This is a genomic window from Streptomyces sp. cg36 (assembly GCF_041080675.1).
Taxonomy (GTDB): Bacteria; Actinomycetota; Actinomycetes; order Streptomycetales; family Streptomycetaceae; genus Streptomyces.
Window position 1 is genome coordinate 5,498,810 of sequence record NZ_CP163520.1, and the last position, 22,916, is coordinate 5,521,725.

Consider the following 22,916-nt stretch of genomic DNA (forward strand, 5'->3'; position numbering starts at 1 on the left):
TCCGTATAGGGGTGGGGAAGAAATGGCCTTCTGGGACAGCCTGTGGCGGGGCAGGCCGTCGGCGCAGTTCGACACGGGCAGCGCCGCGAGCAACTCCATCGAGCTGACCAAACGGCACCCGGTGGTCTCGCTGGGCAAGCAGGGCGCCAACTCCGGCAGTCTGCGCGTCAACCTGTCGTGGCGGATGCGCACCTCCGACTTCGGCGGCCGGTCGCAGCCGAGCGTGCTGCGCCACCCGTTCAAGCTCTTCAAGCCGGACGTGGTCCAGGCCCACACCCAGGGCGTCGTCAACGTCGACCTCGACCTCGGGGTCCTCTATGAGCTGACCGACGGCTCCAAGGGCGTGGTGCAGCCGCTGGGCAGCTTCTTCGGGGCCACCAACGCGCCGCCGTACGTCCAGCTCAGCGGCGACGACCGGTTCGGCTCCCCGTCCGGCGAGACGATCTACGTCAACCTGGACCACCGCGAGTCCATCAAGCGGCTGCTGGTCTTCGTCTACATCTACGACCAGACGCCCGCCTTCGACCGCACCCACGCCAAGGTCACGCTCTACCCGAGCAACGGTCCCAGGATCGAGATCGACCTCGACGAGCACGCCCCGCAGGCCCGCTCCTGCGCGGTGGTGACCATCGAGAACGTCAAGGGCGACATGGTGGTGCGGCGCGAGGTGAAGTTCGTCTACGGCTTCCAGGCCGAGCTGGACCGGCTGTACGGATGGGGCCTGCAGTGGGGCCGGGGCTACAAGGCGAAGGCATGAGAGCCGGGGCGTGAGCGGGCCAGGCGGCCATCCGGCCGCCCGCCCCCGCCGGTCACTGCCGGATGAACTGCGGCCCCATCGGGGGCAGCACGAATTCCGGGTCGAAGGAGTCGGCCCCGGTCACCGCGGGCTGCGGGTAGCCGTACCCGGAACGGTCCGCCGCGCCGGACGCGGGCTGCGGATAGCCGTACGAGGGCTGCCCCGCCGGCGCGTGCTGCGGCGGCGCGGGGTGCGGGTAGCCGTAGGCGGGCGCGGAGGTCGGCATCGGCGGCACGTACGGCTGGGTCTGCGGCTGGGGCAGCGGCTGGGGCTGGGACTGCGACGGGGGCGCGGCGTGGGCCGGGGCCTGCTGGTCCGCCCCCTCGCCGCCCTGCCCGGCGTCCTCGTCCACCGAGATCCCGTACTCGGTGGCCAGGCCCACCAGGCCGGTCGGATAGCCCTGGCCGACCGCGCGGAACTTCCAGGCGTCGCCGCGCCGGTACAGCTCCCCGCAGATGATCGCGGTCTCCTCGCCGGTCTCCGCCTTCACATCGAACACGGCGAGCGGCTCGGCCCCGGCCGGGCCCGCGTCGTACAGCAGAACCCGCAGGTCACGCACGGAACCGAAGGTCGCGCCGTCCGAGGACGCGGTGACCAGGACCCGCTCGACGGAGGCGTCCAGCGCGGTCAGATCGGCCTCGATGGTGTCGGTGAGGCCCTCGCCGACCCGCTTCTTGGGCAGCCGCCGCACCAGGCCGGAGGGGTGGCGCGGCTGGTTGTAGAAGACGAAGTCCTCGTCGGAGCGCACACGGCCGTCGGCGGCGAGCAGCAGGGCCGAGGCGTCCACGTCCGGGACGTCGGCGCCCGGCGTCCAGCGGAGCACGGCCCGTACGGCCGTGGCGTCCAGCGGGACGTTGGATCCCTTCAGCATCGCGTGCGTCATGGTCGCCATCCTGCCTTCCCGCCGCCCGCCCGGACAACGCGGGGGCCTTGTCCCGCAGATGAGCGGTACGTACCTTACGTACCGCGTACGCGCGCGGCACGGGAAGGGCGCGGGCGAGTTACCGCGATTTCATACGGACGGGGAACTCGGGACGCCGCTTCCTACGTACTATTACCGGCCACCCACCGTCAGCCCGTCCGTGCCATCGTTGCAGTACAGGGGAATCCATATGCGTCACTTCGGGCACGTTCCGCCTGCTGCTCGGAAGGACCTGTTCCACCGGGAGCCCGCCGAGTTCAGCTCGGACTCTCCCGCACGGGTGCTGGCCGCCGCCCTCGGAGCCACGCTCTACAGCCCGGCGACCCGGCCCTCGCTCGCCGACGACGTGCTGAAGCAGGCCCGGCGCGGAGTGGTCTCCATGGTGCTCTGCCTGGAGGATTCGATCGATGACGCCGAGGTGGCGGGGGGCGAGGAGAACCTGGTCCGCCAGTTCGCGGAGCTCGACGCGCGCGGCGGCGAGCCCCCGCTGCTGTTCATCCGGGTCCGCGAGCCCGCCCAGATCCCCGATCTGGTGCGCCGGCTCGGCCCCTCGGTGCGGCTGCTGTCCGGATTCGTACTGCCGAAGTTCACCGAGGAGCGCGGAGTGCCGTTCCTGGAGGCGCTGACGGCGGCCGAGGCCGCGGCGGGCCGCCGGCTCTTCGCGATGCCGGTGCTGGAGTCGCCCGAGCTGCTCCATCTGGAGACCCGCTGCGAGACGCTGACCGGCATCGCCCGCACCGTCGACAAGTACCGGGAGCGGGTGCTGGCGCTGCGGCTGGGCGTGACCGACTTCTGCTCCGCGTACGGGCTGCGCCGCTCGCCCGACATGACGGCGTACGACGTGCAGATCGTCGCCGGGGTGATCGCCGACGTGGTGAACGTACTGGGCCGGGCCGACGGCACTGGGTACACGATCACCGGCCCGGTCTGGGAGTACTTCAGACTGCAGGAGCGCATGTTCAAGCCCCAGCTGCGCCGCAGCCCCTTCCTGGAGGGGCGCGCCGAGGAGCTGCGCGACGCGCTGATCGAGCACGACATCGACGGCCTGCTGCGCGAGATAGAGCTCGACCGGGCCAACGGGCTGCTCGGCAAGACCTGCATCCACCCCTCCCACGTGGTGCCGGTGCACGCCCTGTCCGTGGTCAGCCACGAGGAGTACAGCGACGCGCGGGACATCCTGCGCCCCGAGCGGGGCGGGGGAGGGGTGCTGCGCTCGGCGTACACCAACAAGATGAACGAGGTGAAGCCGCACCGCGCCTGGGCCGAGCGGACCCTGCTGCGCGCCGAGGTCTTCGGCGTCGCGCACGAGGACGCCGGCTTCGTGGAGCTGCTCACCGCCGGCCTGTCCGGATGACCGGCTCAGAGATACGCAGAGGATTCGACAACGTGGTGGTCTGGTCGGGAACGTGGGTCGCGCGGCGGCTCGGGGTCGAACTCCAGGGCGACGAGCGGTTGCCCGGGCTGCTGGGCCTGGCCCTGCGCCGCAACCCCAAGCGCGCGCACCTGCTGGTCTCCAACGTGCTGGGCAAGCACGTGCCGCAGTGGCCCTCGCGGGTGTACGGGGCGGGGTTCGCGCTGGGCGAGGAGGTGCGGGAGCTGCTCGGCCCCGACGCGGCCGGGGCGGTCGTCCTCGGGTACGCGGAGACGGCCACCGGCCTCGGGCACGCGGTGGCCGACGGGATCGGGGTGGCGCCGTACCTCCACTCCACCCGCCGCCCGGTCGCCGGGGTGGCGCGCGCGGGCGGCTTCGAGGAGTCCCACTCCCACGCGACCTCGCACCTGCTGCTGCCGGAGGATCCGGCGCTGCTGGCCGGGGAGGGGGCGCTGGTCCTGGTCGACGACGAGTTCTCGACGGGCAACACCGTCCTGAACACGATCCGGAGCCTGCACGCCCGCTTCCCGCGCTCGCGGTACGTGATAGTCGCCCTGGTCGACATGCGCTCCCCGGCCGACCGGGACCGCCTGACCGCGTTCGCGGCGGAGATCGGGGCCGAGGTGTCCCTGGTCGCCTCGGCAGCAGGAACGGTTCTGCTGCCGGAGGGGGTGCTGGAGCGGGGGATGGCGCTGGTGGCCGAGCACGAGCGGGGGGCTGAGCCGGAGGCGGCGGCGGGGGCCGTGCCGGGCGCCCCGGACGTGGTGGCGGGGCCCGTGGCGGACGGGGTGGCGGGGCCCGGCCCGGACGTCCCGGACGCGGTGATGGGGCAGGTCCCGGGCGCGGCGGACGTGGTGGCGGGGCCCGGGCCGCGCGCTGCGGCCGTGGCGGCCGGGCACGTCCCGGGCGCGGCGGAGGTGCCGGCTGGGCACGAGTCCCTGCCGGATGCGGCGGCCGGGGTGGCCGCGCGCGAGCCGGACGTCCCGGACGCGGACGCCTCGGACGCGGCGGCGGGGGCCGTGCCGGGCGTGGTGGCCCGGTCCCTCCCGGACGCGGTGGCCGGGCTGCCCCGTGGCGGGGAGCCGTCGCTCGGGGCGGGCGGCCGTGGTGGGCGCGAGGCGGAGCGTGCCGCCGCCCGCGTGCGCGCCGTCGACCTCGCCTGGCCCCCCGGTCTCCCCGACGGGGGCCGCCACGGGTTCACCCCCGCGCACCGGGGCGCGCTGGACGCCGCCCTGCCCGGGATGGCCGCCGCCCTGGCGGGGGCGCTGGGGGACACCCCCGGCCGCACCCTCGTCCTCGGCTTCGAGGAGCTGATGTACGCCCCGCTCCGCCTCGGCCTCGCCCTGGAGGACGCGGGCGTGGATGTCCGGTTCTCCACCACCACCCGCTCCCCGGTGCTGGCCGTGGACGACCCCGGCTACGCCATCCGCACCCGGCTCGTCTTCCCCGCCCACGACGCGCCCGCCGACGGCCCCGGCGAGCGGTACGCCTACAACGTGGCGGGCGCCGGATTCGACAGCGTCGTCGCCGTCGTCGACTCCACCGCCGACACCCCCGAACTGCACGCCCCCGACGGGCTGCTGGCCCGGCTCGCCGCGCACGTCCCGCGCGTCGTGCTGGCCGTCGTCCCCTCGTACGTACCCGAAGGTGCCCCCATGCCCCAGCCCCTGCCCGAGCCCCTGCGCGGGCCCGACTTCTCCTCGTACGCGCCCGACGAGGTCGGCTGGCTGCTCAAGGACCTCTCCGGGGTGGAGCTGGAGGCGCCCACCGAGGAGCGCGAGGAGGCCATCCAGAGCGGCGGCGCGCACTACGCCGAGTCGCTGCCGGTCGAGTACCAGCCCTCGCCCCAGTACCAGGAGCTCTTCCACGCCGCGCTGGACGCCTCGGCCGACCGGATCGCGCGGGCCGTCGGCACGGTGACCGAGACCGTCCTGGCCGAGCTCCCCCAGCGGCGCGGGCGCGGCGGGGCCGCCCCGGGGCCCGTCCTGGTCTCGCTGGCCCGCGCGGGCACCCCCGTGGGCGTCCTGATGCGCCGCTGGGCGCGGCTGCGCCACGGCCTGGACCTGCCGCACTACGCCGTCTCCATCGTGCGCGGCCGGGGCATCGACCCCAACGCGCTGCGCTGGCTCGCCGCCCACCACGACCCGGCCGACGTGGTCTTCGTCGACGGCTGGACCGGCAAGGGCGCCATCACCCGCGAACTGGCCGCCGCCGTCGCCGAGTTCGAGGCCGCCGAGGGCGTCACCGGCTTCGACCCGGAGATCGCCGTCCTCGCCGACCCGGGCTCGTGCGTACGCACCTACGGCACCCGGGACGACTTCCTGATCCCGTCCGCCTGCCTCAACTCCACCGTCTCCGGGCTCATATCGCGGACCGTGCTGCGCGCGGACCTGATCGGGCCCGGCGACTTCCACGGCGCCAAGTTCTACCGCGAGCTCGCCGGGGCGGACGTCTCCGGCGCCTTCCTCGACGCCGTCACCGCCCGCTTCGACGACGTCGCCGCCGACGTGGACGCCGAGGCCAAGCTGCTCCAGGCCGCCGACCGCAGCCCCACCTGGGAGGGCTGGGCGGCGGTCGAGCGGATCAGCGAGGAGTACGGCATCCACGACGTCAACCTGGTCAAGCCCGGCGTCGGCGAGACCACCCGCGTCCTGCTGCGCCGTGTCCCCTGGAAGATCCTGGCCCACCGGGGCGCCGGGGCCGACCTCGACCACGTACGCCTCCTTGCGGAGCAGCGCGGGGTTCCGGTCGAATGGGTCGACGATCTGCCGTACAGCTGCGTAGGTCTGATCCACCCCCAGTACACGCGCGGGGCGACCGGCGCCGACGGCAAGGCGGTGGCCACCCGATGAGCACCCTGATCGCCAGCGACCTCGACCGCACGCTGATCTACTCGGCGGCGGCCCTCGACCTGACCATGCCCGACCCCCGGGCGCCCCGGCTGCTCTGCGTGGAGATCCACGAGCACAAGCCGCTCTCGTACATGACCGAGCGCGCGGCGGCGCTGCTGAGCGCGCTGAAGGCGGAGCCGGGGACGGTGTTCGTGCCGACCACGACCCGCACCCGCAAGCAGTACCAGCGCATCCAACTGCCCGGCCTGCCCGCGAAGTTCGCGATCTGCGCCAACGGCGGCCAGCTGCTGGTCGATGGCGTCGCGGACCGCGACTGGCGGCGCCTGGTGGGGGCGCGCATCGACGCCGAGTGCGCCACCCTGGACGAGGTCCGGGCGCACATCGCGGCCGTCGCCGACCCGGTGTGGCTGCGCAAGGAGCGGGTCGCCGAGGACCTGTTCGCGTATCTGGTCGTCGAGCGCGCGCTGCTGCCCGACGGCTGGCTGGAGGAGCTCTCCGCCTGGGCCGAGCCGCGCGGCTGGACCGTCTCGCTCCAGGGGCGCAAGATCTACGCGGTGCCCCGGCCGCTCACCAAGAGCGCGGCCGTCCACGAGGTGGCACGCCGGACCGGCGCCGAACTCACCCTGGCCGCCGGGGACTCGCTGCTCGACGCGGACCTGCTGCTCGCCGCCGACCTGGGCTGGCGGCCGGGCCACGGCGAACTCGCCGACGCGGGCTGGACCGCGCCGCACGTCGGGGTCCTCGACGAGCGGGGCGTCCTCGCGGGCGAGGAGATCGTCCGCCGGTTCGCGGCCCGCGCCGCCGAGGCCGCCGCCTCGGCCGACCCGGCCGGATCCACCGGCGCCGACACCGCCCCGGATGCCCCGGCGACGGCCTGACCGGTCGCATACTCGTCCCCATGGCCAAGGGAAACAGCACCAGGATCACGGACGAGTTGTACGCGTACATGCTGGCGCAGAACCCGCCCCTGGACGGGGTGCAGCGCGCGCTCGTGGAGACGACGTACGCCCGGCTGCCCGACCACGCGGGCAAGCAGTCGGCCGAGGAGCAGGCGCCGCTGCTGGCGTTCCTGGTCCGGCTCACGGGCGCGCGGCACGTGGTGGAGGTCGGCACCTTCACCGGCTTCTCCGCGCTCGCCATGGCGCAGGCGCTGCCCGAGGACGGGACGCTGATCGCGTGCGACATCTCGGAGGAGTGGACCGCGTACGGGCGCGAGGCATGGGCGGCGGCGGGCGTCGCGGACCGCATCGACCTGCGGATCGCCCCGGCCCTCGACACCCTGCGCGCGATGCCCGCCGAGCCGCACGTCGACTTCGCCTACCTGGACGCGGACAAGGGCAACTACCCGGAGTACTGGGAAGAGTTGGTGCCCCGGATGCGGCGGAACGGGCTGATCGCCGTGGACAACGTGTTCTTCCACGGCACGGTCGTCGACCCCGCCGCTACCGGTGACGCGGCGGCCGTCCAGCGCTTCAACGAGCGGGTGCGGACGGACGAGCGGATGGACAGCGTGATGCTGACCGTGGCGGACGGCCTCACCCTGTCCCGCAAACGCTGAACGGGCGGCCCGGGGGCCGGGGTCCTGGGCGCTGGTCCGGCGACCCGGGCCCGGGTCCGGGGTATGGCGGCCCGGTGGCCCGGCTCCTCGGCCCGACGGCCCGGGCCCCGCTCCTGGCGGCCCGGCGGCCCCGGTCCGGCCCCCGGGTCCGGCGGCCCGGGCCCGTGGATCCCGCGCCGCGCTCTAGGAGCAGCAGCCCCCGCCGCAGCACCCGCCGCCTCCGCCACCGCCGGAGGGGGCGGGTGCCGCGGCGTTCCGGGACAGGCCGCCCACGGCCACGGTGGACAGCAGCTTCACCGTGTCCTCGTGGCCGGCGGGGCAGGTCGCGGGCGCGGCGGACTCGGCCATCGGGCGGCTGAGCTCGAAGGTGTCGCCGCACGAGCGGCAGCGGTAGTCATAGCGAGGCATGGGCCCAGGCTAACGGGCCTGCCCCGGCGGCGTCCCGCCCCTGACCGGACCCGCCGGGCGGCCCTCGCCGCGTCTGCCGCGGTGGCCGTTCCGTACGCCTGCCTCCGTTACCGCGGTGGCCGTTCCGTACGTCCGTCTCCGTTCACCGCAGCGGCCGTTCCCGTACGCCCGTCTCCGTCTGCGCCTCCGCCTCGCGGCGCGCCTTCCAGTACGGGTTGTCGTGCGGCAGATGGCCGCTGACGCGCCCGTACATCCCGAAGACCATCAGGGCCAGGCCCACCAGGAAGCTGAAGATCACGTTCTGCATCTTGAACGCGAGGAAGTTGGCCGAGCCCCGGTCCAGCAGGGCCAGGTTCACGAACCCGCTGATCAGGAAGAGCACGCCGAGCGTCATGTTCAGCCAGGAGGCGAAGTTGCCGCCCTTGACCATGCCGTACAGCAGGAGCGCGCCGACGACGATCGAGATCACGCTGAGGGTGCCGTTGGTGCTCAGCCCGGCGACTTCCTTGCCGCCGGTGTCGAAGAACCCGATGTTGTGCGTGAGCCCGAGGATGCCGAAGACGAGCAGGAACAGCCCCATGATGCCGGCGCCGAAGCGGTACACCTGGCTCAGCCGGTGGTCGACCGGCAGGTGCTCGTCCAACGCGACCCGGTGGGCGAGCGTGGGGCGGTGCAGGGCGTGCAGCGGCTGGTGGGTGGCCATGGGCGGCCTCCTAGAATCGTCCGTACCTCCCAGGATCCGCCCGTCCCGCCCCCGGGACAACTCGTCCCGGTGACGACCGTCAGGCCCCGTGCCCGCGCTCCTCGCGGATCTGCGCCACCACGCGCGCGGCGGACCGGCGGACCGCCTCCGTCTCGGTGAGGAAGTGCCAGTAGTCGGGGTGGCGGCCCTCCAGCGAGGCGACCGCCCGGTCCAGCCGCGCCACCGCCTCGTCGAGCGGCCCGGCGTGGCGCGGGTCCGGCGTGTTGCGGCCCGCCATCGCCAGCCGCTGGGCGTCCCGCAGCGCGAACCGGGTCCGCTGGACCTCCTGCTCGGGGTCCTTGGCCACCGCGTCCAGGCTCCGCAGCCGGTCACCGGCGGCCGAGACCGCCTCGTCCGTGGCGTTGAGCAGGGCCCGGACCGTGCTCAGCCGGGAGGTGGCGTCGGCCCAGCGCTGCTCGGTGCGCGCGGTGGCCGCCTCCGCCAGCTTCTCCTCGGCCTGCCGTACGTTGGCGAGCGCCTGGTCCGGGACGTGCTGGAGGTCCTGCCAGCAGGCGGCGGAGAACCGGCGCCGCAGCTCGCTGAGGACCGGGTCGACGGTCCCGGCGCGGGTGGTCAGCGCCTGTGCGCGGGTGCGCAGCGAGACGAGGCGGTGGTCGATCTCGGCGGCCCGCTCGGGCAGCCGCTCGGACTCGGCGCGCACGCCCTCGGCCTCGCGCAGCACCCGCTCGGCCCGCTCCAGGGTCTCGGGCACGCCGTGCTGTCCGGCGCCCTGGTTGAGCCTGGTCAGCTCGGGCGCGAGGGCCGCGAGCCGGGCGGCCAGATCGTCCGCTCTCAGTCCGGACGCCCGCACCGAATCGAGAGCGGTGCTCGCGGCGAGGAGCGCCTGTCGCGCCCGCTCCACGGCCGGGGCGAGCCGCGCCAGCTGGGCCTCGGCGGTGGAGAGCAGCGGGCCCAGGCTCTGCTCGAACCGGTCGAGCTCGCCCTTGACCCGGACGAGGTCGTCCTTGGCCCGGGTCAGCTCGCCGCGGGCCCGGGAGGCCACCGAGGCGTCCAGGTCGTCGCGGTCCAGGTCGTGCGCGTCCACCGCGGTGATGTAGTCGTTGCTGACCTCGTCGATCCGGCGCCCGAGCGCCGCGAAGTCGTCCACGGCCTTGCGGGCGCGCGGCGAACCGTCCACCGCGGTGATCGTCTCGATGGAGATCCGCAGATCGCGCTGGGCGGTGTCCAGCTCGTAGAAGGCGGCGGCAGCCGCGTCCTTGGCGGCCTGCGCGTCGGCCCGCACGCTCTCGCCGCGCCCCCCGAACCACCGCCGCGTCCCGCCCCCGGCGAACGCGCCGGGCAGCAGCGCGGCGCCCAGCACCAGCGGCAGGGCGGCCAGCGCCAGCGTGTCGGCGACGACCCGCCGCGCGCTCGCGGCCCGCGTCACGGGTCCGGGGACGGGGGCACCGGCTCCGCTGTCCGGCCGCGCGTGTGTCGCCGTCACATCCCTCTCCCGTGCCGTGTCCGCCTGCGGGTTCATTCTCCCACCTGGTACTGACGAACACACCGCCCGATTAGTTCGCACCCGGCCCCGTCCCACCCGCCGCGCCCATGGGTTTGCGGCCCCGGCCCGGACGCCATGTACGCTGTTCCCTCATCCACGGATGTGCCACGGGCGTGTAGCTCAGGGGTAGAGCGCTGCTCTTACAAAGCAGATGTCGGCGGTTCGAAACCGTCCATGCCCACCGTGACGCTCCCCAGCAGGTGGGAGCGTGTGTGACGGCCCCTCAGTCCTGATCGACTGAGGGGCCGTTTCCGTGAGCGGAATCCACCGGGGTCCCCCCCGCCCGGGGGCGGTCATCGGGACGCTGTCGGCGTACCGAGGGTGTGCAGCAGCCGTACGGTGTCGACGCAGCATCTGGCGAGGCGCTGGGCGTGGGCGTACTGCTGCGAGAGGTCTTCCGCCGCGCTGTCGAGGCCGAGCTGGCGGTGTGCCTCGGTGACGCCGAGGAGGGTGCGGCTGCGTGCGGGATCGTCCGCTTCCAGGCGGGCCTCGGCGTCCTGGAGGGCGGGCAGCAGCACCATCAGGTGCCCGCGGCAGCGCAGTGTCCGCACGACGGCGTCGTCCAGCGACAGGGTGCGGGCACGGGCGGGTGCCCCGTCGAGGAGGCTCCGGCACTCCAGCGCGATGCCGTCCAGGTCGGGCCGGACGGGGTCGGGGACGCCGGGTCCGGCGGCCCGGCGGCGGCCGAGGCGGATGACGGCGTCGATGCCGGTGGGCGGGCAGTGGTCCTCGCGGTGGCGGGGCGGGCAGATCCAGTACGGTCCCGGCCGGGCGGTGCGGTGCGGTGCGGGGACGCCGAGCCAGGTCGTCCCGGGGGTGAGCAGCTGGGCGTCCGGGGTGTTGTGGTGGGCGCAGGTGCCGGGCGGTACGAGGACGTAGTACGAGACGCTCGCGGCGTAGGCGTCGTGGATGACGGGCCCGCCCAGCGTGCGGGCCAGATAGGCGCCGACCGTTCCGGGGTCGCCGCTCTGTGCGGCGGCATGGATGATCGCGGCGCCGATCCGGACGGCGCCGAAGACGCGGCCGGTGGGCAGCAGCGCGAGGCCGTGCCTCGTCCACTCCTGGCGGGCGGTCGCGGGGGTGGGGTGCGCGGAGGCGAGCCAGTCGGAGACCGACCTGGTGGCCTGGTCCGTCATGACGAGATCACCGCCGTCACGTCGGTGCTGTGGCCTGTGCAGATCGGAATGGCGAACACGGGAGCCCCTCGTCGGTGAAGTGATCCTCCTCATCGACCGTAGGGGGGTGCTCCCAGAGGAGAGGACACGATCCGTGTCCCCTCTTCACGCGGCGAGCAGGCCGACCTTCGTGGCGAGCTCGGCCGCACGGCGCCGCCGGTCACCGACCTTCGACTCCACCTCTTCGAGGATGATCGACTTCGCGTAGCCGTTGTAGCGGACCGTCTCCGGCGCCGCCGCGAACGCCTTGCCGAGAGCCGCGATCGCCACTTCCGGCTGCCCGTCCAGCCGGAATCCGCGCGCCTCCTCGATCCGGTGCCGGGCCCGGCGCGGCCGGGACGGGATCGTCGCGCTGTCCGCCCGCCCGGCCTGCCTCACCGACTCCGGACCAGCGTGCAGCTCGACCGCCACGGTCACCGCGTGCGCGCCCATGATGGCGCGGGAGAACGACGTCACTGGATGGAAGTAGTCGGCCGGCAGACGCCCGGCCATTTCCCGTGCTCTGTCCCAGTGCCCCCAGGCGACACCCTTGTCCCCGCGGCGGGCTGCCGTGTACCCGGCCTCGAACGTGAGGGCTCCAGCGATCGCCAACACGGGAGCGGACGCGTCGGGCAGAAGAGGTGCCAGATACCGGAGGGCCTCGTCCGTGACCGCGTCGGCAGCGTCGTAATGACCCGGTCCTGAGTCGCGGTGCGCCTGCGCCATCAACCATGCGGCGACACCCACGGAGTGGGGATCGTCGCTCTGCTGGGCTGCGACCATGCCGCGCTCGGCAACTCGCCACAGCAGGCTGCTGTCGGGCTGGTAGGCCACGAAGAACTGCGACAGTGAGTAGACCTCGGCCAGCACTGCCTGCGCCGCCCGCCATTCGGCGGGCTGCCGTGCCTGGCGCACGGCGAGCTGCGCGTCCTCGATGAGGCTCGGCAGCAGTTCGCCGATGACTTCGCGATGGTTGGGCGCCGAGTGCCGCTGCGACCATGCTCGTTCGAGCCGGGCTCGAAGGTGTGCGGCGGGCGGGGCCTCCCTGGTCGTGGTGAGCGGGTACGCGTCGACGGCGGCCCGTACGGCTGCGAGCCGCGGGTGCCCGGGGCCGATGAACAGATCGACGTGCATGTCCGGGCGGCCGGTCAGGTCGGCCAGGTCGCGGACCCGCAGAGCCTCTGCGACGAGCATGACCATTTCCACCCCGGGCGGCTGGAGCTGGCCGTTCTCGATTCGCTTGACCCAGGACGGCGACATGCCGACCAGCCCAGCGATGACTGTGCGGGTCATGCCTCGGCGCTCGCGGAGGATCTGCATCCTCTGGCCGAACTTGAGCGGGTCGATGTAGGGGTCCGGGGTAGCGGCAGATGACACGGGCTTGCCCTTCATCTCTGTGCAGCTAGTCGCTTCACAGGGTATGGGGCAGCGCCCCTCTCATGTGAGCCCCGTCGACGTACCGCCCGGGTTGCGGGCCGCGTGGTGCCAGGCCGCGTCGCGTGACTGGCAGGCGGACAGGACCTCGGGCGGGTCCTCGGTGACGTACACGCCGAGCGTGGCGTCGTTCTCGTCGAACGCGAAACGGGCCAGGACGCGGGAGTCGAAGAGCCAGAAGTCGTGTTCCGGCAGGCGCAGTTCCCGGGCCCGGGTGCGTGTGAGGTAGCGGATGTCCTCTCCTGCGGCCCTGTTGCCCGGCGCGCTCGCGAGGAGGAAGCGCTGCCCGTCCGTGGCCGGTTCGTCGAGGAGCCGCACCCGCTCGAACCGCTTCCCGGCGGCGGTCTGCTCGGCGACGTTCTCCCGCCACGCGTTCGGGGGCTCTGCGGCGATGTCCTCGCCCGCCTGCCAGCGGGCCCACTTGGCGCTGTCGCGGTCGGTGGCGTAGCCGCGGCGGGTCTCCAGTCGCCAAGCCGTGTGCCGGAACTCCCTGAACAGGGCGGCAATGGCAGAGAACGGCTGGAGCCCGGGCGCGGCCGTACGGGGCGCGTACTGGGAGAGGAGGTCGCGCGGCACGCGGACGAACGTCTCGTTGGCCTGCACGTCACGCAGCTGAACCAGATGTTCCGGGTCGGTCTCGCGGTTGCCCTGGACCAGGATCTCGCCGGTCCCAGGGATCTCGTACAGGGCCGGGCAGTTGCCGTCGTCACTGGTGGTGCCGATGAACCGGAGCGTCATGGGGTCCTCCATCTGCGGCATGGAGGACCAGGATGCGGTGGACGACGTGGGTCCGGGTGCGGATTGCGGCGGATTGCGAATCCGGGCCGGATCGGTTGCACAGGGCCGCTGCCCCCGCAGCCCCCCGCCCGCCGGAGGGGGCCTCCTGCCGTCCGGGCGGGCCCGAGGGCCCGTCCCACGGTGAGATCAACATCACGCGTACGGCCACGGGCCGAGCGGAACACCGGCGTTCACGCACTTGGCGCGGGGGTTGTGCATCCGTGCGCCATGGCGTTGGGGGGCGTCGCACGGTACGGTCACGTCGACATAAGGACGGTGTGAAGGAAGCCCGGTGCAATTCCGGCACGGTCGCGCCACTGTGAACCCGGTCGAGCCCCTCCCCAGGGGCGAGGGCGGGAGAGTCAGACCCACCACCGTCATCACAGGCACCAATGACCGGGACGCGTGTTCCCCAGGAGGTTCTGCCATGGCACTCTCCGCCGCCCCTGCGCCCGATGCGCCGGCGACGCCCGCCATCACCCCGATAACCCTGAAGGCGATCGCCCCCTGGGCGCTCTTCTTCGGCATCCTCATGCTCGTCCTGCTCTACTTCGTCGGCGCCGAGCAGGGCGCCACGAGCCTCGTGTCGGGTGAGAACGTGCACGAGTGGCTCCACGACGGGCGCCATCTGCTCGGCTTCCCCTGCCACTGAGACCAGGGGTACCGACTCGTGAACTCCCTGTCCGTCAGGGCCCTCCTGGTCCGCGGCATGCTCGCCGGCCTCGCGGCCGGCGTGCTGGCGCTCGTCGTCGCCTACCTCCTCGGTGAGCCCCGCGTCGACTCGGCCATCTCGTTCGAGGACGCGCACGCGCACGAACACGGCGAGGAAGTGTTCAGCCGCACGCTCCAGTCCACCGGCGGCCTCGCCACCGGCGTGCTGGTCTTCGGCGTGGCGGTGGGCGGCATCGCCGCCCTCGCGTTCTGCGTCGCGCTCGGCCGCATCGGCCGTTTCGGGGCGCGCGCCACGGCGGCGTTCGTCTCGCTCGGCGCGTTCCTCACCGTCTATCTGGTGCCGTTCCTGAAGTACCCGGCGAACCCGCCGTCCGTCGGTGACCCCGACACCATCGGCAAACGCACCGCCCTGTACTTCCTGATGATCGCGCTGAGCGTGCTGCTGGCCGTCGCCGCCGTGATCCTCGGCAAGCGGCTGGCACCCCGCCTGGGCAACTGGAACGCGACCGTCGCCGCGGCGGGCGCCTTCCTGGTCGCGGTCGGGCTCGCCTACGCGTTCCTGCCCGCCGTCAACGAGGTGCCGAAGGACTTCCCGGCGATGCTGCTGTGGCAGTTCCGGCTCGCGGCCCTCGCCATCCAGCTCACCCTGTGGGCCGGCTTCGGGCTGCTCTTCGGCCATCTCGCCGAGCGGCTGCTGGTGCCGGCGCCCGCCGCGGCCGGGTCCGCCACGGGCACGGCCGCCAAGAGCCCGGCGGCGTCCGCCCACTGAGCCCGCGCCGGGCGCGCGGCGCACGCACAAGGGCCCCGGACCGCTCGGTCCGGGGCCCTCGCGCGCGTGGGCCGTGCCCGGCGCCTAAGCGTGCGCGGCGGCGCCGGGCGGGTGCTGGTGGCGCCGGTTCGGCACTGGATCGGTGCCGGTTGGGCCCGGACCGGTCCTGGATCGGTGCCGGTTCGGGCCGGTTCGGTGCCGGTGGCGCTGGATCGGTCGCGGTGACCTCGCTCCGGTCACCCTGGGCGTCGTTCCGCGCGTACGCCGTGCGCGTCGGTGCCGGTCCGGTCCTCGTACGTCGGGTACGTCGGTGCCGGGTCCGGCCGCCGGTTCAGTCCGGGCGGCGCAGCGAGAACAGCCGGAGCTGCCGCTCCCTGCGATAACGCCGCTCCCACCGGTCCATACGGTCCCGGCGGTCGCGGTACGACCGGTAGTCGTTGTCCTGGCCGCGGCCGGAGCCACCGCCTCCGGACGAGCCGCCGGTCGGTGCCGTGGAGCGGCCACGGCGTGGGACGCTGAAGAGTACGGCCACCACGGCGACGCACAGCACGATGCCGCCGAGACTGAAGCCGAAGCCGTACAGGACCAGCGCCAGTACGAGCATCCACAGGATCATGGCGTGTTCCTCTAGGGACGGATCGGGGGCTCCCCTCGCCCCCAGGGCCCTCCAACTTACTCCGCGAGGGCGGGAGTTGGCCTCCGAGTTACGTTCTGGCCAACCGCGCGCCCCGGTTCCGCCCCGGCCGCGACCCGGCTACAGCCCCCGCAGCCGCTCCATGTCCCGGCGGTCCCGCTTGGTCGGGCGCCCCATGCCCCGGTCGCGCACCCCGGCGGCGAGCACATCGGCGCGCGCGGGCGGCGGCGGGCTGTTGTCGACGTAGGTCTCGGCCGCGATCGCCGCGCCCACCCGCTTGCGGATGACCCGCGAGACCACCACGATCCGCTCGCGCCCCTCCAGGCGCAGCCGCACCTCGTCGCCCACCTTCACGGTGTGCGCGGGCTTGACCCGCTCGCCGTTGAGCTGCACGTGCCCGGCGCGGCAGGCCGTCGCCGCCATGGAGCGCGTCTTGGTGAGCCGCACCGACCAGATCCAGCTGTCGATCCGTACGGGCCCCTCGGAGATCCCCTCTGCTGCCATGCCCCCGACTCTAGACCCGCCGTTGTCAGTGGCACCCGTCACACTGGGGGCATGTGCAGAAGCATCAAGACGCTCAGGCCCCCGGCCCTCCCCGAAGAGGCCACCGACGAGGAGATCCGCGCGGCGGCCCTGCAGTACGTGCGCAAGGTCTCCGGCTTCCGCGCGCCCGCCGCGCACAACCGCGAGGTCTTCGACCGGGCGGTCGACGAGATCGCGCGGGCCACGGCCGAGCTGCTCGAAGGACTGGAGATACGGGGAGTGCCGGTCAGGACGTCGGCCTGACCGCGACGGCCTGACCGCGACGGTGTGACGGCGTCGGCGCGACCGCGGCCGTGCGGCGCCCGCGAGGGGCGGCGCCGGGCGTGCGCGCGTGCGCGTGACCGGCCGGGCGCGTACGGGCCCGTGGGCGCCGTTTCAGGCGGCCGGGCTGGCGGCGGTGGCGGCCGGGCGGCGCATCACATACGCGGCCAGTGACCCGGCGGCGAACAGGGCGAAGACGGAGATGCCCGTGCCGAGCCACGTCGCGCCGAGCCAGCGCCCGCCGAAGTAGCCGAGGCCGACGCTGTAACCGGCCCAGGCGACCCCGGCCAGCGCGGACCACGGGAGGAACTCGCGGGGGGTGCGGTGCGCGGCGCCCGCGCCGAGCGAGACGACGGACCGGCCCGCCGGGGCGAACCGGGCGATGACGACGAGCGCGCCACCGCCCCGGCTGAGGGCGGCGCCGAGTCGTTCCTGCGCGCGCGTCAGCCTGCGGGAGCGGGAGATGGCCCGGTCGAGCCGGGCTCCGCCGCGCCAGGCGAGCCGGTAGGCGACGAGGTCCCCGATGACGGAGGCCGCGGCGGCGCAGCCCGCGAGGAGCAGCAGGTCGGGTACGTCACGTATGGCGTGCGGGGCGCCCGCGGCGGTGGTCGAGCCGGCCGCCGCCGAGGTCGCGGCGGTGATCACCAGCACCCCGCTGGGCAGGACGGGGAGGAACACGTCCAGGAGAACGGAGACAGTCACCACGGCGTAAATCCATGGGCTGCCGGTCAGCGACCCCACACTCTCCAGCACTTCGCCCCCCGAACGGAATGCGCCCCGTGGACGCTGGTCTGCGGCCGGGACGCCGTACAGCCGTACAGCGTACGCCTGGGGCGCAAGGGGTTTCCGTTCGGGGGTGGTGCCACCGGGGCGCCGGTGAGGGGGTGCGGCGGGGTCAGCGCGCCGAGCCGGCCGGGGCCGGTGCGGCGGCGGTGCCGGTCACCTCGGCGGCGCCGCGCCTGGCGAACAGCTGGTCCAGGGCGAGCGCGCCGGGGCCGGTGAAGACGAGCAGCAGGAACACCCAGCTGAACATCGCGGCGTTCTCGCCGCCGTTCTGGAGGGGGAGCAGCGCGCCGGACTGGTGCACGTCGAAGTAGGCGTACGCCATGGAGCCGGACGAGAGGAACGCGGCGGACCGGGTGAAGAGCCCGGCCATGATCAGCACGCCGCCGACGAGCTGGATGGCGGCGGCGTACCAGTTGGGCCAGGCGCCCGTCTCGATGGTGCCGCCGGTCCCGGCCGCGCCGCCGAACCACCCGAACAGGGAGGCGGCGCCGTGGCAGGCGAAGAGGAAGCCGGTGACGATGCGGAAGAGGGCCAAGGCGTAGGGCCTGGCGCGCTCGGTCTGCTGGGCGGAGAGCAGCGTGGGGGTAGCCATGGGGACGGGCTCCTTCGGGGTGGGGACGGGGCCGATGGAGCTTCCACGTTAGGTAGACCTGATTAGTACTTGCAAGTTCAAGTTTAAGTAAGTGACTCGATTCCGGTTGAGGCTGGCCGAAATTCATCTTTACGGAGGACATACACAGATACCCGCGCCCCAGGAGGGACGCGGGTATCGGGGTGGCCGTGGGTGGCCCTCGGTTGAGCCGAAGGGTCGCCCCGTCGGCGGTGGAACGGTTCTGCTCAGCAGCCGTTGAGGATGTTCTGCAGGGCCGTCTTCTCGGCCGAGTCCACCGTGAGGTTGTAGTAGTGCTTCACGTCGACCCACATCCGGGCGTACGTGCAGCGGTACGCGGTGCGCGGGGGCAGCCACTGGGCCGGGTCCTTGTCGCCCTTGGCCTGGTTGACGTTGTCGGTGACGGCGATCAGCTGGGGGTGCGTCAGGTCGTTGGCGAACGCCTGGCGCTGGGCGGTGGTCCAGGCGCTGGCGCCCGAGCGCCACGCCTCGGCGAGCGGCACCACGTGGTCGATGTCGAGGTCCGAGGCGGCCGTCCAGGTGGCGCCGTCGTACTCGGAGTACCAGCTGCCGCTGACCGAGGCGCAGCTGGAGTCGGTGACCACGTTCGTACCGTCGCGCTTGAGGACGACCTCGCGGGTGTTGCAGGTGCCGGACTGGGTGATCCAGTGCGGGAACTTGGCGCGGCTGTAGCCGTCGGAGGAGCCCTGCGGGGTGGCGGGCATGGCGGCCAGATAGCCGCGCGCGGTCGCCGCGCTGACCGGGGCGGGGGGCGACGCCTGGGCGCTCGGGGCGGTGAACAGGCCGACGGTGGCGACGAGGGCGGCGGAGGCGGCGAGCGCGGAGATCCGGGCCGTTTGACGCGCGTAGACACCTGACATGCGAACTCCCTTGGTGTGGGGGGACCTTGGCCGGGCGCGAGGGTGCGCGGCCCGGTCATCGTGGCGGCGCCAGGTTTCCGGGGAGTGGGCGCCGGATGACAGCGTGGCGACATGGGCACGTCAGATCAAGGGTTCCGGCCGTTCCGGTGTCGTTCCGGCGGGCTTCCGACGGCCTTGTCGGGCAAGGCGGCTGACGCCCCGTATGCCACGGATGTGCCCCCCGGCCGGGGGGTCGGGGCGGCGTACCGTGGGCGCGTGCTGCTGCCCGTCGACATCACGCTCGGGGTCGTCCTCGCCGTCCTGCTGCTCGTGGCCGCCACCGTCGCGGCGGCGGCGCGGCTCGGCCGGGGCCGGGAGATCCTGGTCGCCGGGGTGCGCGCGGCCGTCCAGCTCGCGGTGGTGGCCGGGGCCATCCACTGGGTGGTCGGCTCGGTGCCGCTGCTGCTCGCGTTCCTGCTGCTGATGTACGGGGTGGCGGTGCGTACGGCGGGGCGGCGGCTGACCTCCAACCGCACCTGGCGGTGGGCGGCGGTGCCCATCGCGGCGGGGGTGGTGCCGGTGGTGGGCACCCTGCTGCTGACCGGGCTCGTTCCGGCCAGGGGGATCACGCTCATCCCCGTCACCGGCATCCTCATCGGCGGCGCCCTCACCGCGACCGTCCTCGGCGGGCGACGCGCCCTCGACGAGCTGGCCGGGCGGCGCGGGGAGGTGGAGGCGGGGCTGGCGCTGGGGCTGCTGGAGCGGGACGCGCGGATGGAGGTGGCCCGGGACGCCGCCTCCGACGCCCTGCTCCCCGGGCTCGACCAGACCCGGACCGTGGGGCTGGTCACACTCCCCGGGGCGTTCGTCGGGATGCTGCTGGGGGGTGCGTCGCCGGTGCAGGCGGGGGCGGTGCAGCTGTTCGTGCTGGTCGCGCTGATGGCTGTGCAGGCCACTGCTGTGGCTGTGGTGCTGGAGTTGGTGGCTCGGGGGGTCGTGCATCGGGGGGTGGTGGGGTGAGGGGCCCTCCGGGGGTGCGGTGTTCTCGGGTGCGGGTTGTGGTGGGTTGCTCGCGCCGTTCCCCGCGCCCCTTGGGGGCTTGGCTGCGCCTTCGCGTCCTTGGGGACTCGGCTGCGCCGTTGCCCCCGCGCCCCCTGACGGCTTGGCTGCGCCCTCGCGGAGCTTTCGGGGGGCTCGGGACCTAAGTCCTCTGCTGGGGGTGGGGGTGTCGCGTATGCTGGGGGTGCAGAAGGGGAGTAGCTCTTCGCCGGAACGTCGACATACTGCTGGATCGCTCCAGCCGGCGCCCGGAGGCAGGCCCGTCGGGGTGTGCCAGCGAGACCTTCGGCCGCAGTGACCATGACCGCTTCATGGTGCTGCCGCGCCGAAGCGACCCCGGATTCATTCGCGAAACGCTCTCGGTACGGCCGCGCCCGACCGATTGAGGAACCTCTTCCGTGCTCAGCTTCACCATTCTGGCGATCACCTTCGGCGTGGTCTTCCTCGCCGAACTCCCCGACAAGACCGCCCTCGCGGGTCTGATGCTCGGCACCCGCTACAAGGCGTCGTACGTGTTCGTCGGCGTCGCGGCGGCCTTCGCGCTCCACGTGGCGCTCGCCATCGCGGCGGGCAGCGTGCTGACCCTGCTGCCGCACCGGCTGCTCCAGGCGATTGTGGGCGTCCTCTTCCTCGCGGGCGCGGCGATGCTGCTCTTCAAGAAGGACGATGACGACGAGGACGTGAAGGCGCCGGCCGACCAGTCCTTCTGGAAGGTGTCCGGAGCCGGGTTCATGCTGATCCTCGTGGCCGAGTTCGGCGATCTGACGCAGATCATGACCGCGAACCTGGCCGCCCGCTACGACAGCCCGCTCTCGGTCGGCATCGGCGCCGTACTCGCGCTGTGGGCCGTCGCGGGCCTGGGCATCCTGGGCGGCCGGACGCTCATGAAGTACGTACCGCTGCGGCTGATCACCAAGATCGCGGCGGCGCTGATGGCGGCGCTCGCCGGGTTCAGCCTGTTCGAGGCGATCACCGGCTGACGGCCCGCGCCCGTCACGGCATGCGACAAGGGGGGGGAACACGCGGTCACCGCGTGTTCCCCCCGCCCTTGTGGTGTCCGTCCGGAGTGCCTACGGGGCGATCTCCAGGGTGAGGCCGCCGTCCGCGCCGGGCGTGACCGTCACCCGGGTCAGGTCCGCCACGTGCACGGTGGGGTGGTGGGCGGCTGCGCGCGGGCCCACGCCGACCACGCGCATCCCGGCCGCCAGACCGGCCTCGATGCCCGCCTGGGAGTCCTCGAAGACGATGCAGTCGGCCGCCGCGAAGCCCAGCTCGGCCGCGCCCTTCAGGAAGCCCTCCGGGTCCGGCTTGCTGGCCCCGACCCGCTCGGCCGTGACGCGCACGGCGGGCACCGGCAGTGCGGCGGCGCCCATCCGGGCCTGGGCGAGCGCCTCGTCGGCCGAGGTCACCAGGGCGTGCGGCAGCCCGGCGAGGGAGGCCATGAAGGCGGGGGCGCCGGGTACGGGGACGACGCCGTCGGTGTCGGCGGTCTCCTGCGCGAGCATCTCGCGGTTGTCGGCGAGGTTCTGCTCCATGGGGCGGTCCGGCAGCAGGACGGCCATGGTGGCGTACCCCTGGCGGCCGTGCACGACCTTGAGCGCCTCCTCGGGGTCGAGCCCGTGGTCGACGGCCCAGCGGCGCCAGCAGCGCTCCACCACGGCGTCGGAGTTGACGAGGGTGCCGTCCATGTCGAGGAGGAGGGCGCGTGCGGTCAGGGTGGTGGGCGTGGCCGTCATCGGCGGACTCCTGGTACCGGGAGCAGAGACACAAGAGTGGCTCCGCCCGCCGGTCAGGGAGTACGGGCGGAAGCCACTTTGTTTCTCCACGATACAAAACGAAGCCCGAATACCCAAACGGCCCCGGAACGGACTCCCGAACGGCCGACGGGTCCAGGTCCGAGTCCGGCTCCGGAACCGGAACCGGTCAGGACGTCTGGGCCTCCAGGGCGCGCCGGGTCTCCGGGCCGTACACGCCGGGCGGATCGCTCTCCAGCCCCATGTACGACTGGTACGTGCGCACCGCGCGTTCCGTGCGGGAGCCGAAGTGGCCGTCGACCGAACCGTCGTAGATCGTCAGCGAGGCCAGCCGTGCCTGGAGGTCGGCCACCTCGGGCCCGTCGTCGCCCCGGCGCAGCACGGGTGCGGTGGCGGGCGGCCGGGCCGGGGCCGTCGTGGTGCCGACCGTACCGGTGACCTGGGAAGGGGTCGGTCCCGGAGCGGGGGCGGCGGGGCGGCGGGAGGCGCTGGGGGAGGGCTTCGGGCTGCGGCTCGGGGAGGGCGAGCTCCTGTGCGGGGACGGGCTGGTGCGGGGGGTCCGGGACGGCTTCGGCGCGGTGGGGGAGGGCGCGGCGGAGGTCGTGGGACCGTCGTCGGGGACGGTGGAGACGGTCGTGCTCGGCAGGGCGTCGTCCGTGCCGCCCCCGCCGCCGAACAGCCCGCCGCCCGCGAACGCGGCGGTGGCGACGCCGCCGACCACCAGGGCCGCGACGGCGACCAGCAGCGGGCGCCGCCGCCGTGCGGCCGTGCGCCCACGCGGCCCGGGCGCGCCCGAACCCACCACCGGTCCGTCGCCGTGCCCCGGCCCCGTGTACGCGCCCGATCCTTCTTCGGCGGGGAACGCGGGCAGGGGCGCGGTGACATCGGCGCGCCCCGCCGCCGCACCCGCGGACGGCCCCCCGAGCCGGGGCGGCACCGAGGTGGCGTCCGCATCGACGGGCGGCTGCGGCGCGCCTGCGTGGGCCGGTCGGACGGGCGGGAGCAGCGTCGTGGCGTCGGTGTCGTATGCGCCGGGCGGGTGGGGCGCGGCTCCGGGTGCGGGGCCGGCGGGCGGCAGCCCCGCGCTCCCGTGGGCCGGTCGGATCGGTGGCAGCAGGGTTGTGGCGTCGGTGTCGTATGCGGCGGGCGGCTGCGGCGCGGCTCCGGCGGGCGGCTGCCCCGTGCCCCCCGCAGGGGGCGGCGGGACCGGGCGCAGGGGCATCGTCATGGACGGGTCGCCCGTCGCGTCGGTCAGGTTCTCCAGCGTCACATAGGGGCGCAGCCGCAGCGGGTCGAAGTCCGGGGCGGCTGCGCGGGCCGGGCGGCGGGTGCGTGCGGCCTCGGCCGCGCGTTCGGCGCACCGGCAGCCGGGTCTGCCGTCGTCGTGGCGCGACGCGCCGCATTCAGGACATGCCTGAGCCCTCATCGTGGGTCCCCTCCCCTTGAACT

23 protein-coding genes, 1 tRNA gene, 1 pseudogene and 1 riboswitch are annotated in these 22,916 nt (G+C 73.8%); of the genes and pseudogenes, 11 read left to right on the plus strand and 14 right to left on the minus strand.

All coding sequences use genetic code 11. The annotated features are described in order from the left end of the window. Positions 1-22: 22 nt before the first annotated feature. Entirely contained in the window at positions 23-757 is a 735-nt protein-coding gene (locus tag AB5J87_RS24295) for a Tellurium resistance (protein WP_369379237.1), read from the plus strand. A 52-nt stretch (positions 758-809) separates the two neighbouring features. Here the strand turns inward: AB5J87_RS24295 and AB5J87_RS24300 are convergent, their stop codons facing one another. Then, positions 810-1,679, minus strand: a complete 870-nt coding sequence (locus AB5J87_RS24300; protein WP_369379239.1) for a TerD family protein — start codon at positions 1,677-1,679, stop codon at positions 810-812. A 229-nt stretch (positions 1,680-1,908) separates the two neighbouring features. On the opposite strand from AB5J87_RS24300, the gene AB5J87_RS24305 reads away from it, so the two are divergent. Genes AB5J87_RS24305 through AB5J87_RS24320 form a run of 4 tightly spaced genes read left to right on the plus strand, consistent with a single transcriptional unit; the run spans position 1,909 to position 7,500 of the window. Continuing rightward, on the plus strand, positions 1,909-3,072 hold the full coding sequence (locus AB5J87_RS24305; RefSeq protein ID WP_369379241.1) for an HpcH/HpaI aldolase/citrate lyase family protein: 1,164 nt from the start codon (positions 1,909-1,911) through the stop codon (positions 3,070-3,072). Beyond that, complete coding sequence (locus AB5J87_RS24310; protein WP_369379243.1) at positions 3,069-5,942, plus strand: phosphoribosyltransferase; 2,874 nt, start codon at positions 3,069-3,071, stop codon at positions 5,940-5,942. The genes AB5J87_RS24305 and AB5J87_RS24310 overlap by 4 nt, the downstream gene beginning before the upstream one ends. Further along, entirely contained in the window at positions 5,939-6,820 is an 882-nt protein-coding gene (locus AB5J87_RS24315; RefSeq protein ID WP_369379245.1) for an HAD family hydrolase, read from the plus strand. Before AB5J87_RS24310 ends, AB5J87_RS24315 begins: the two co-directional genes overlap by 4 nt. 20 nt (positions 6,821-6,840) lie before the next feature. Beyond that, positions 6,841-7,500: an O-methyltransferase gene (locus AB5J87_RS24320; protein ID WP_369379248.1), complete on the plus strand. Its 660-nt coding sequence runs from the start codon at positions 6,841-6,843 to the stop codon at positions 7,498-7,500. A gap of 183 nt (positions 7,501-7,683) precedes the next feature. On the opposite strand, the gene AB5J87_RS24325 is transcribed toward AB5J87_RS24320, so the two are convergent. The 3 genes from AB5J87_RS24325 to AB5J87_RS24335 form a co-directional block, all read right to left on the minus strand. Further along, a complete protein-coding gene (locus AB5J87_RS24325; RefSeq protein WP_369379250.1) occupies positions 7,684-7,908 on the minus strand; it encodes a zinc ribbon domain-containing protein in 225 nt (74 codons plus the stop codon). A gap of 142 nt (positions 7,909-8,050) precedes the next feature. Further along, positions 8,051-8,611, minus strand: a complete 561-nt coding sequence (locus tag AB5J87_RS24330) for a DUF4383 domain-containing protein (protein ID WP_369379252.1) — start codon at positions 8,609-8,611, stop codon at positions 8,051-8,053. 79 nt (positions 8,612-8,690) lie between these two features. Continuing rightward, positions 8,691-10,094 carry a hypothetical protein gene (locus AB5J87_RS24335; RefSeq protein ID WP_369379254.1) on the minus strand — a complete coding sequence of 468 codons (1,404 nt, stop codon included), beginning with the start codon at positions 10,092-10,094 and terminating at the stop codon, positions 8,691-8,693. Between the two features lie 169 nt (positions 10,095-10,263). Between AB5J87_RS24335 and AB5J87_RS24340 the strand changes: the two genes are divergently transcribed. Beyond that, positions 10,264-10,335, plus strand: a tRNA-Val gene (locus AB5J87_RS24340). A 112-nt stretch (positions 10,336-10,447) separates the two neighbouring features. On the opposite strand, the gene AB5J87_RS24345 is transcribed toward AB5J87_RS24340, so the two are convergent. The 3 genes from AB5J87_RS24345 to AB5J87_RS24355 all read right to left on the minus strand — a co-directional run bounded on the left by AB5J87_RS24345 (position 10,448) and on the right by AB5J87_RS24355 (position 13,480). Further along, entirely contained in the window at positions 10,448-11,290 is an 843-nt protein-coding gene (locus tag AB5J87_RS24345; protein WP_369379256.1) for a DUF6415 family natural product biosynthesis protein, read from the minus strand. Positions 11,291-11,434: 144 nt separating this feature from the next. Next, positions 11,435-12,685 carry a helix-turn-helix domain-containing protein gene (locus AB5J87_RS24350; RefSeq protein ID WP_369379258.1) on the minus strand — a complete coding sequence of 417 codons (1,251 nt, stop codon included), beginning with the start codon at positions 12,683-12,685 and terminating at the stop codon, positions 11,435-11,437. Positions 12,686-12,745: 60 nt separating this feature from the next. Then, positions 12,746-13,480, minus strand: a complete 735-nt coding sequence (locus tag AB5J87_RS24355; RefSeq protein WP_369379260.1) for a DUF6879 family protein — start codon at positions 13,478-13,480, stop codon at positions 12,746-12,748. 296 nt (positions 13,481-13,776) lie between these two features. Further along, positions 13,777-13,913: riboswitch (cobalamin riboswitch) on the plus strand. A 33-nt stretch (positions 13,914-13,946) separates the two neighbouring features. Here AB5J87_RS24355 and AB5J87_RS24360 point away from each other — a divergent pair. Beyond that, entirely contained in the window at positions 13,947-14,171 is a 225-nt protein-coding gene (locus AB5J87_RS24360) for a CbtB domain-containing protein (protein WP_369379262.1), read from the plus strand. Positions 14,172-14,189: 18 nt separating this feature from the next. Next, on the plus strand, positions 14,190-14,960 hold the full coding sequence (locus AB5J87_RS24365; protein ID WP_369379264.1) for a CbtA family protein: 771 nt from the start codon (positions 14,190-14,192) through the stop codon (positions 14,958-14,960). 331 nt (positions 14,961-15,291) lie between these two features. Here the strand turns inward: AB5J87_RS24365 and AB5J87_RS24370 are convergent, their stop codons facing one another. Together AB5J87_RS24370 and AB5J87_RS24375 are read right to left on the minus strand one after the other, a co-directional pair. Then, positions 15,292-15,576, minus strand: coding sequence for a hypothetical protein (locus AB5J87_RS24370; protein ID WP_369379266.1), 285 nt, complete (start codon positions 15,574-15,576; stop codon positions 15,292-15,294). Between the two features lie 138 nt (positions 15,577-15,714). After that, positions 15,715-16,068, minus strand: a pseudogene (locus AB5J87_RS24375) (RNA-binding S4 domain-containing protein); the annotation flags it as partial. Positions 16,069-16,149: 81 nt separating this feature from the next. On the opposite strand from AB5J87_RS24375, the gene AB5J87_RS24380 reads away from it, so the two are divergent. Continuing rightward, positions 16,150-16,380 (plus strand): DUF2277 domain-containing protein, encoded by a 231-nt coding sequence (locus AB5J87_RS24380; protein ID WP_369379268.1) that lies wholly within the window; start codon positions 16,150-16,152, stop codon positions 16,378-16,380. 132 nt (positions 16,381-16,512) lie between these two features. Here AB5J87_RS24380 and AB5J87_RS24385 read toward each other — a convergent pair whose 3' ends face one another. From AB5J87_RS24385 to AB5J87_RS24395, 3 genes are all read right to left on the minus strand, one after another. Further along, the gene (locus AB5J87_RS24385; RefSeq protein ID WP_369379270.1) at positions 16,513-17,151 is read right to left on the minus strand and encodes a DedA family protein; all 639 of its coding nucleotides are present in this window, start codon (positions 17,149-17,151) and stop codon (positions 16,513-16,515) included. 142 nt (positions 17,152-17,293) lie between these two features. Further along, positions 17,294-17,776, minus strand: coding sequence for a DoxX family protein (locus AB5J87_RS24390; protein WP_369379272.1), 483 nt, complete (start codon positions 17,774-17,776; stop codon positions 17,294-17,296). Positions 17,777-18,021: 245 nt separating this feature from the next. After that, positions 18,022-18,675 (minus strand): HNH endonuclease family protein, encoded by a 654-nt coding sequence (locus AB5J87_RS24395; protein WP_369379274.1) that lies wholly within the window; start codon positions 18,673-18,675, stop codon positions 18,022-18,024. A 255-nt stretch (positions 18,676-18,930) separates the two neighbouring features. On the opposite strand from AB5J87_RS24395, the gene AB5J87_RS24400 reads away from it, so the two are divergent. Together AB5J87_RS24400 and AB5J87_RS24405 are read left to right on the plus strand one after the other, a co-directional pair. Next, positions 18,931-19,674: an ABC transporter permease gene (locus tag AB5J87_RS24400; protein WP_369379276.1), complete on the plus strand. Its 744-nt coding sequence runs from the start codon at positions 18,931-18,933 to the stop codon at positions 19,672-19,674. Between the two features lie 437 nt (positions 19,675-20,111). Further along, the gene (locus AB5J87_RS24405; protein WP_369379278.1) at positions 20,112-20,693 is read left to right on the plus strand and encodes a TMEM165/GDT1 family protein; all 582 of its coding nucleotides are present in this window, start codon (positions 20,112-20,114) and stop codon (positions 20,691-20,693) included. A 90-nt stretch (positions 20,694-20,783) separates the two neighbouring features. Here the strand turns inward: AB5J87_RS24405 and AB5J87_RS24410 are convergent, their stop codons facing one another. Continuing rightward, positions 20,784-21,449, minus strand: a complete 666-nt coding sequence (locus tag AB5J87_RS24410) for an HAD-IA family hydrolase (RefSeq protein ID WP_369379280.1) — start codon at positions 21,447-21,449, stop codon at positions 20,784-20,786. Positions 21,450-21,636: 187 nt separating this feature from the next. Beyond that, on the minus strand, positions 21,637-22,893 hold the full coding sequence (locus AB5J87_RS24415) for a peptidoglycan-binding protein (protein ID WP_369379282.1): 1,257 nt from the start codon (positions 22,891-22,893) through the stop codon (positions 21,637-21,639). Positions 22,894-22,916 lie beyond the last annotated feature (23 nt).

Bases quoted from the DNA above. Each gene is read 5' to 3' on its own strand.
- AB5J87_RS24295 (WP_369379237.1), top strand. From the start codon at position 23: ATGGCCTTCTGGGACAGCCTGTGGCGGGGCAGGCCGTCGGCGCAGTTC.
- AB5J87_RS24300 (WP_369379239.1), bottom strand. From the start codon at position 1,679: ATGACGCACGCGATGCTGAAGGGATCCAACGTCCCGCTGGACGCCACG.
- AB5J87_RS24305 (WP_369379241.1), top strand. From the start codon at position 1,909: ATGCGTCACTTCGGGCACGTTCCGCCTGCTGCTCGGAAGGACCTGTTC.
- AB5J87_RS24310 (WP_369379243.1), top strand. From the start codon at position 3,069: ATGACCGGCTCAGAGATACGCAGAGGATTCGACAACGTGGTGGTCTGG.
- AB5J87_RS24315 (WP_369379245.1), top strand. From the start codon at position 5,939: ATGAGCACCCTGATCGCCAGCGACCTCGACCGCACGCTGATCTACTCG.
- AB5J87_RS24320 (WP_369379248.1), top strand. From the start codon at position 6,841: ATGGCCAAGGGAAACAGCACCAGGATCACGGACGAGTTGTACGCGTAC.
- AB5J87_RS24325 (WP_369379250.1), bottom strand. From the start codon at position 7,908: ATGCCTCGCTATGACTACCGCTGCCGCTCGTGCGGCGACACCTTCGAG.
- AB5J87_RS24330 (WP_369379252.1), bottom strand. From the start codon at position 8,611: ATGGCCACCCACCAGCCGCTGCACGCCCTGCACCGCCCCACGCTCGCC.
- AB5J87_RS24345 (WP_369379256.1), bottom strand. From the start codon at position 11,290: ATGACGGACCAGGCCACCAGGTCGGTCTCCGACTGGCTCGCCTCCGCG.
- AB5J87_RS24355 (WP_369379260.1), bottom strand. From the start codon at position 13,480: ATGACGCTCCGGTTCATCGGCACCACCAGTGACGACGGCAACTGCCCG.
- AB5J87_RS24360 (WP_369379262.1), top strand. From the start codon at position 13,947: ATGGCACTCTCCGCCGCCCCTGCGCCCGATGCGCCGGCGACGCCCGCC.
- AB5J87_RS24370 (WP_369379266.1), bottom strand. From the start codon at position 15,576: ATGATCCTGTGGATGCTCGTACTGGCGCTGGTCCTGTACGGCTTCGGC.
- AB5J87_RS24380 (WP_369379268.1), top strand. From the start codon at position 16,150: ATGTGCAGAAGCATCAAGACGCTCAGGCCCCCGGCCCTCCCCGAAGAG.
- AB5J87_RS24390 (WP_369379272.1), bottom strand. From the start codon at position 17,776: ATGGCTACCCCCACGCTGCTCTCCGCCCAGCAGACCGAGCGCGCCAGG.
- AB5J87_RS24395 (WP_369379274.1), bottom strand. From the start codon at position 18,675: ATGTCAGGTGTCTACGCGCGTCAAACGGCCCGGATCTCCGCGCTCGCC.
- AB5J87_RS24410 (WP_369379280.1), bottom strand. From the start codon at position 21,449: ATGACGGCCACGCCCACCACCCTGACCGCACGCGCCCTCCTCCTCGAC.
- AB5J87_RS24415 (WP_369379282.1), bottom strand. From the start codon at position 22,893: ATGAGGGCTCAGGCATGTCCTGAATGCGGCGCGTCGCGCCACGACGAC.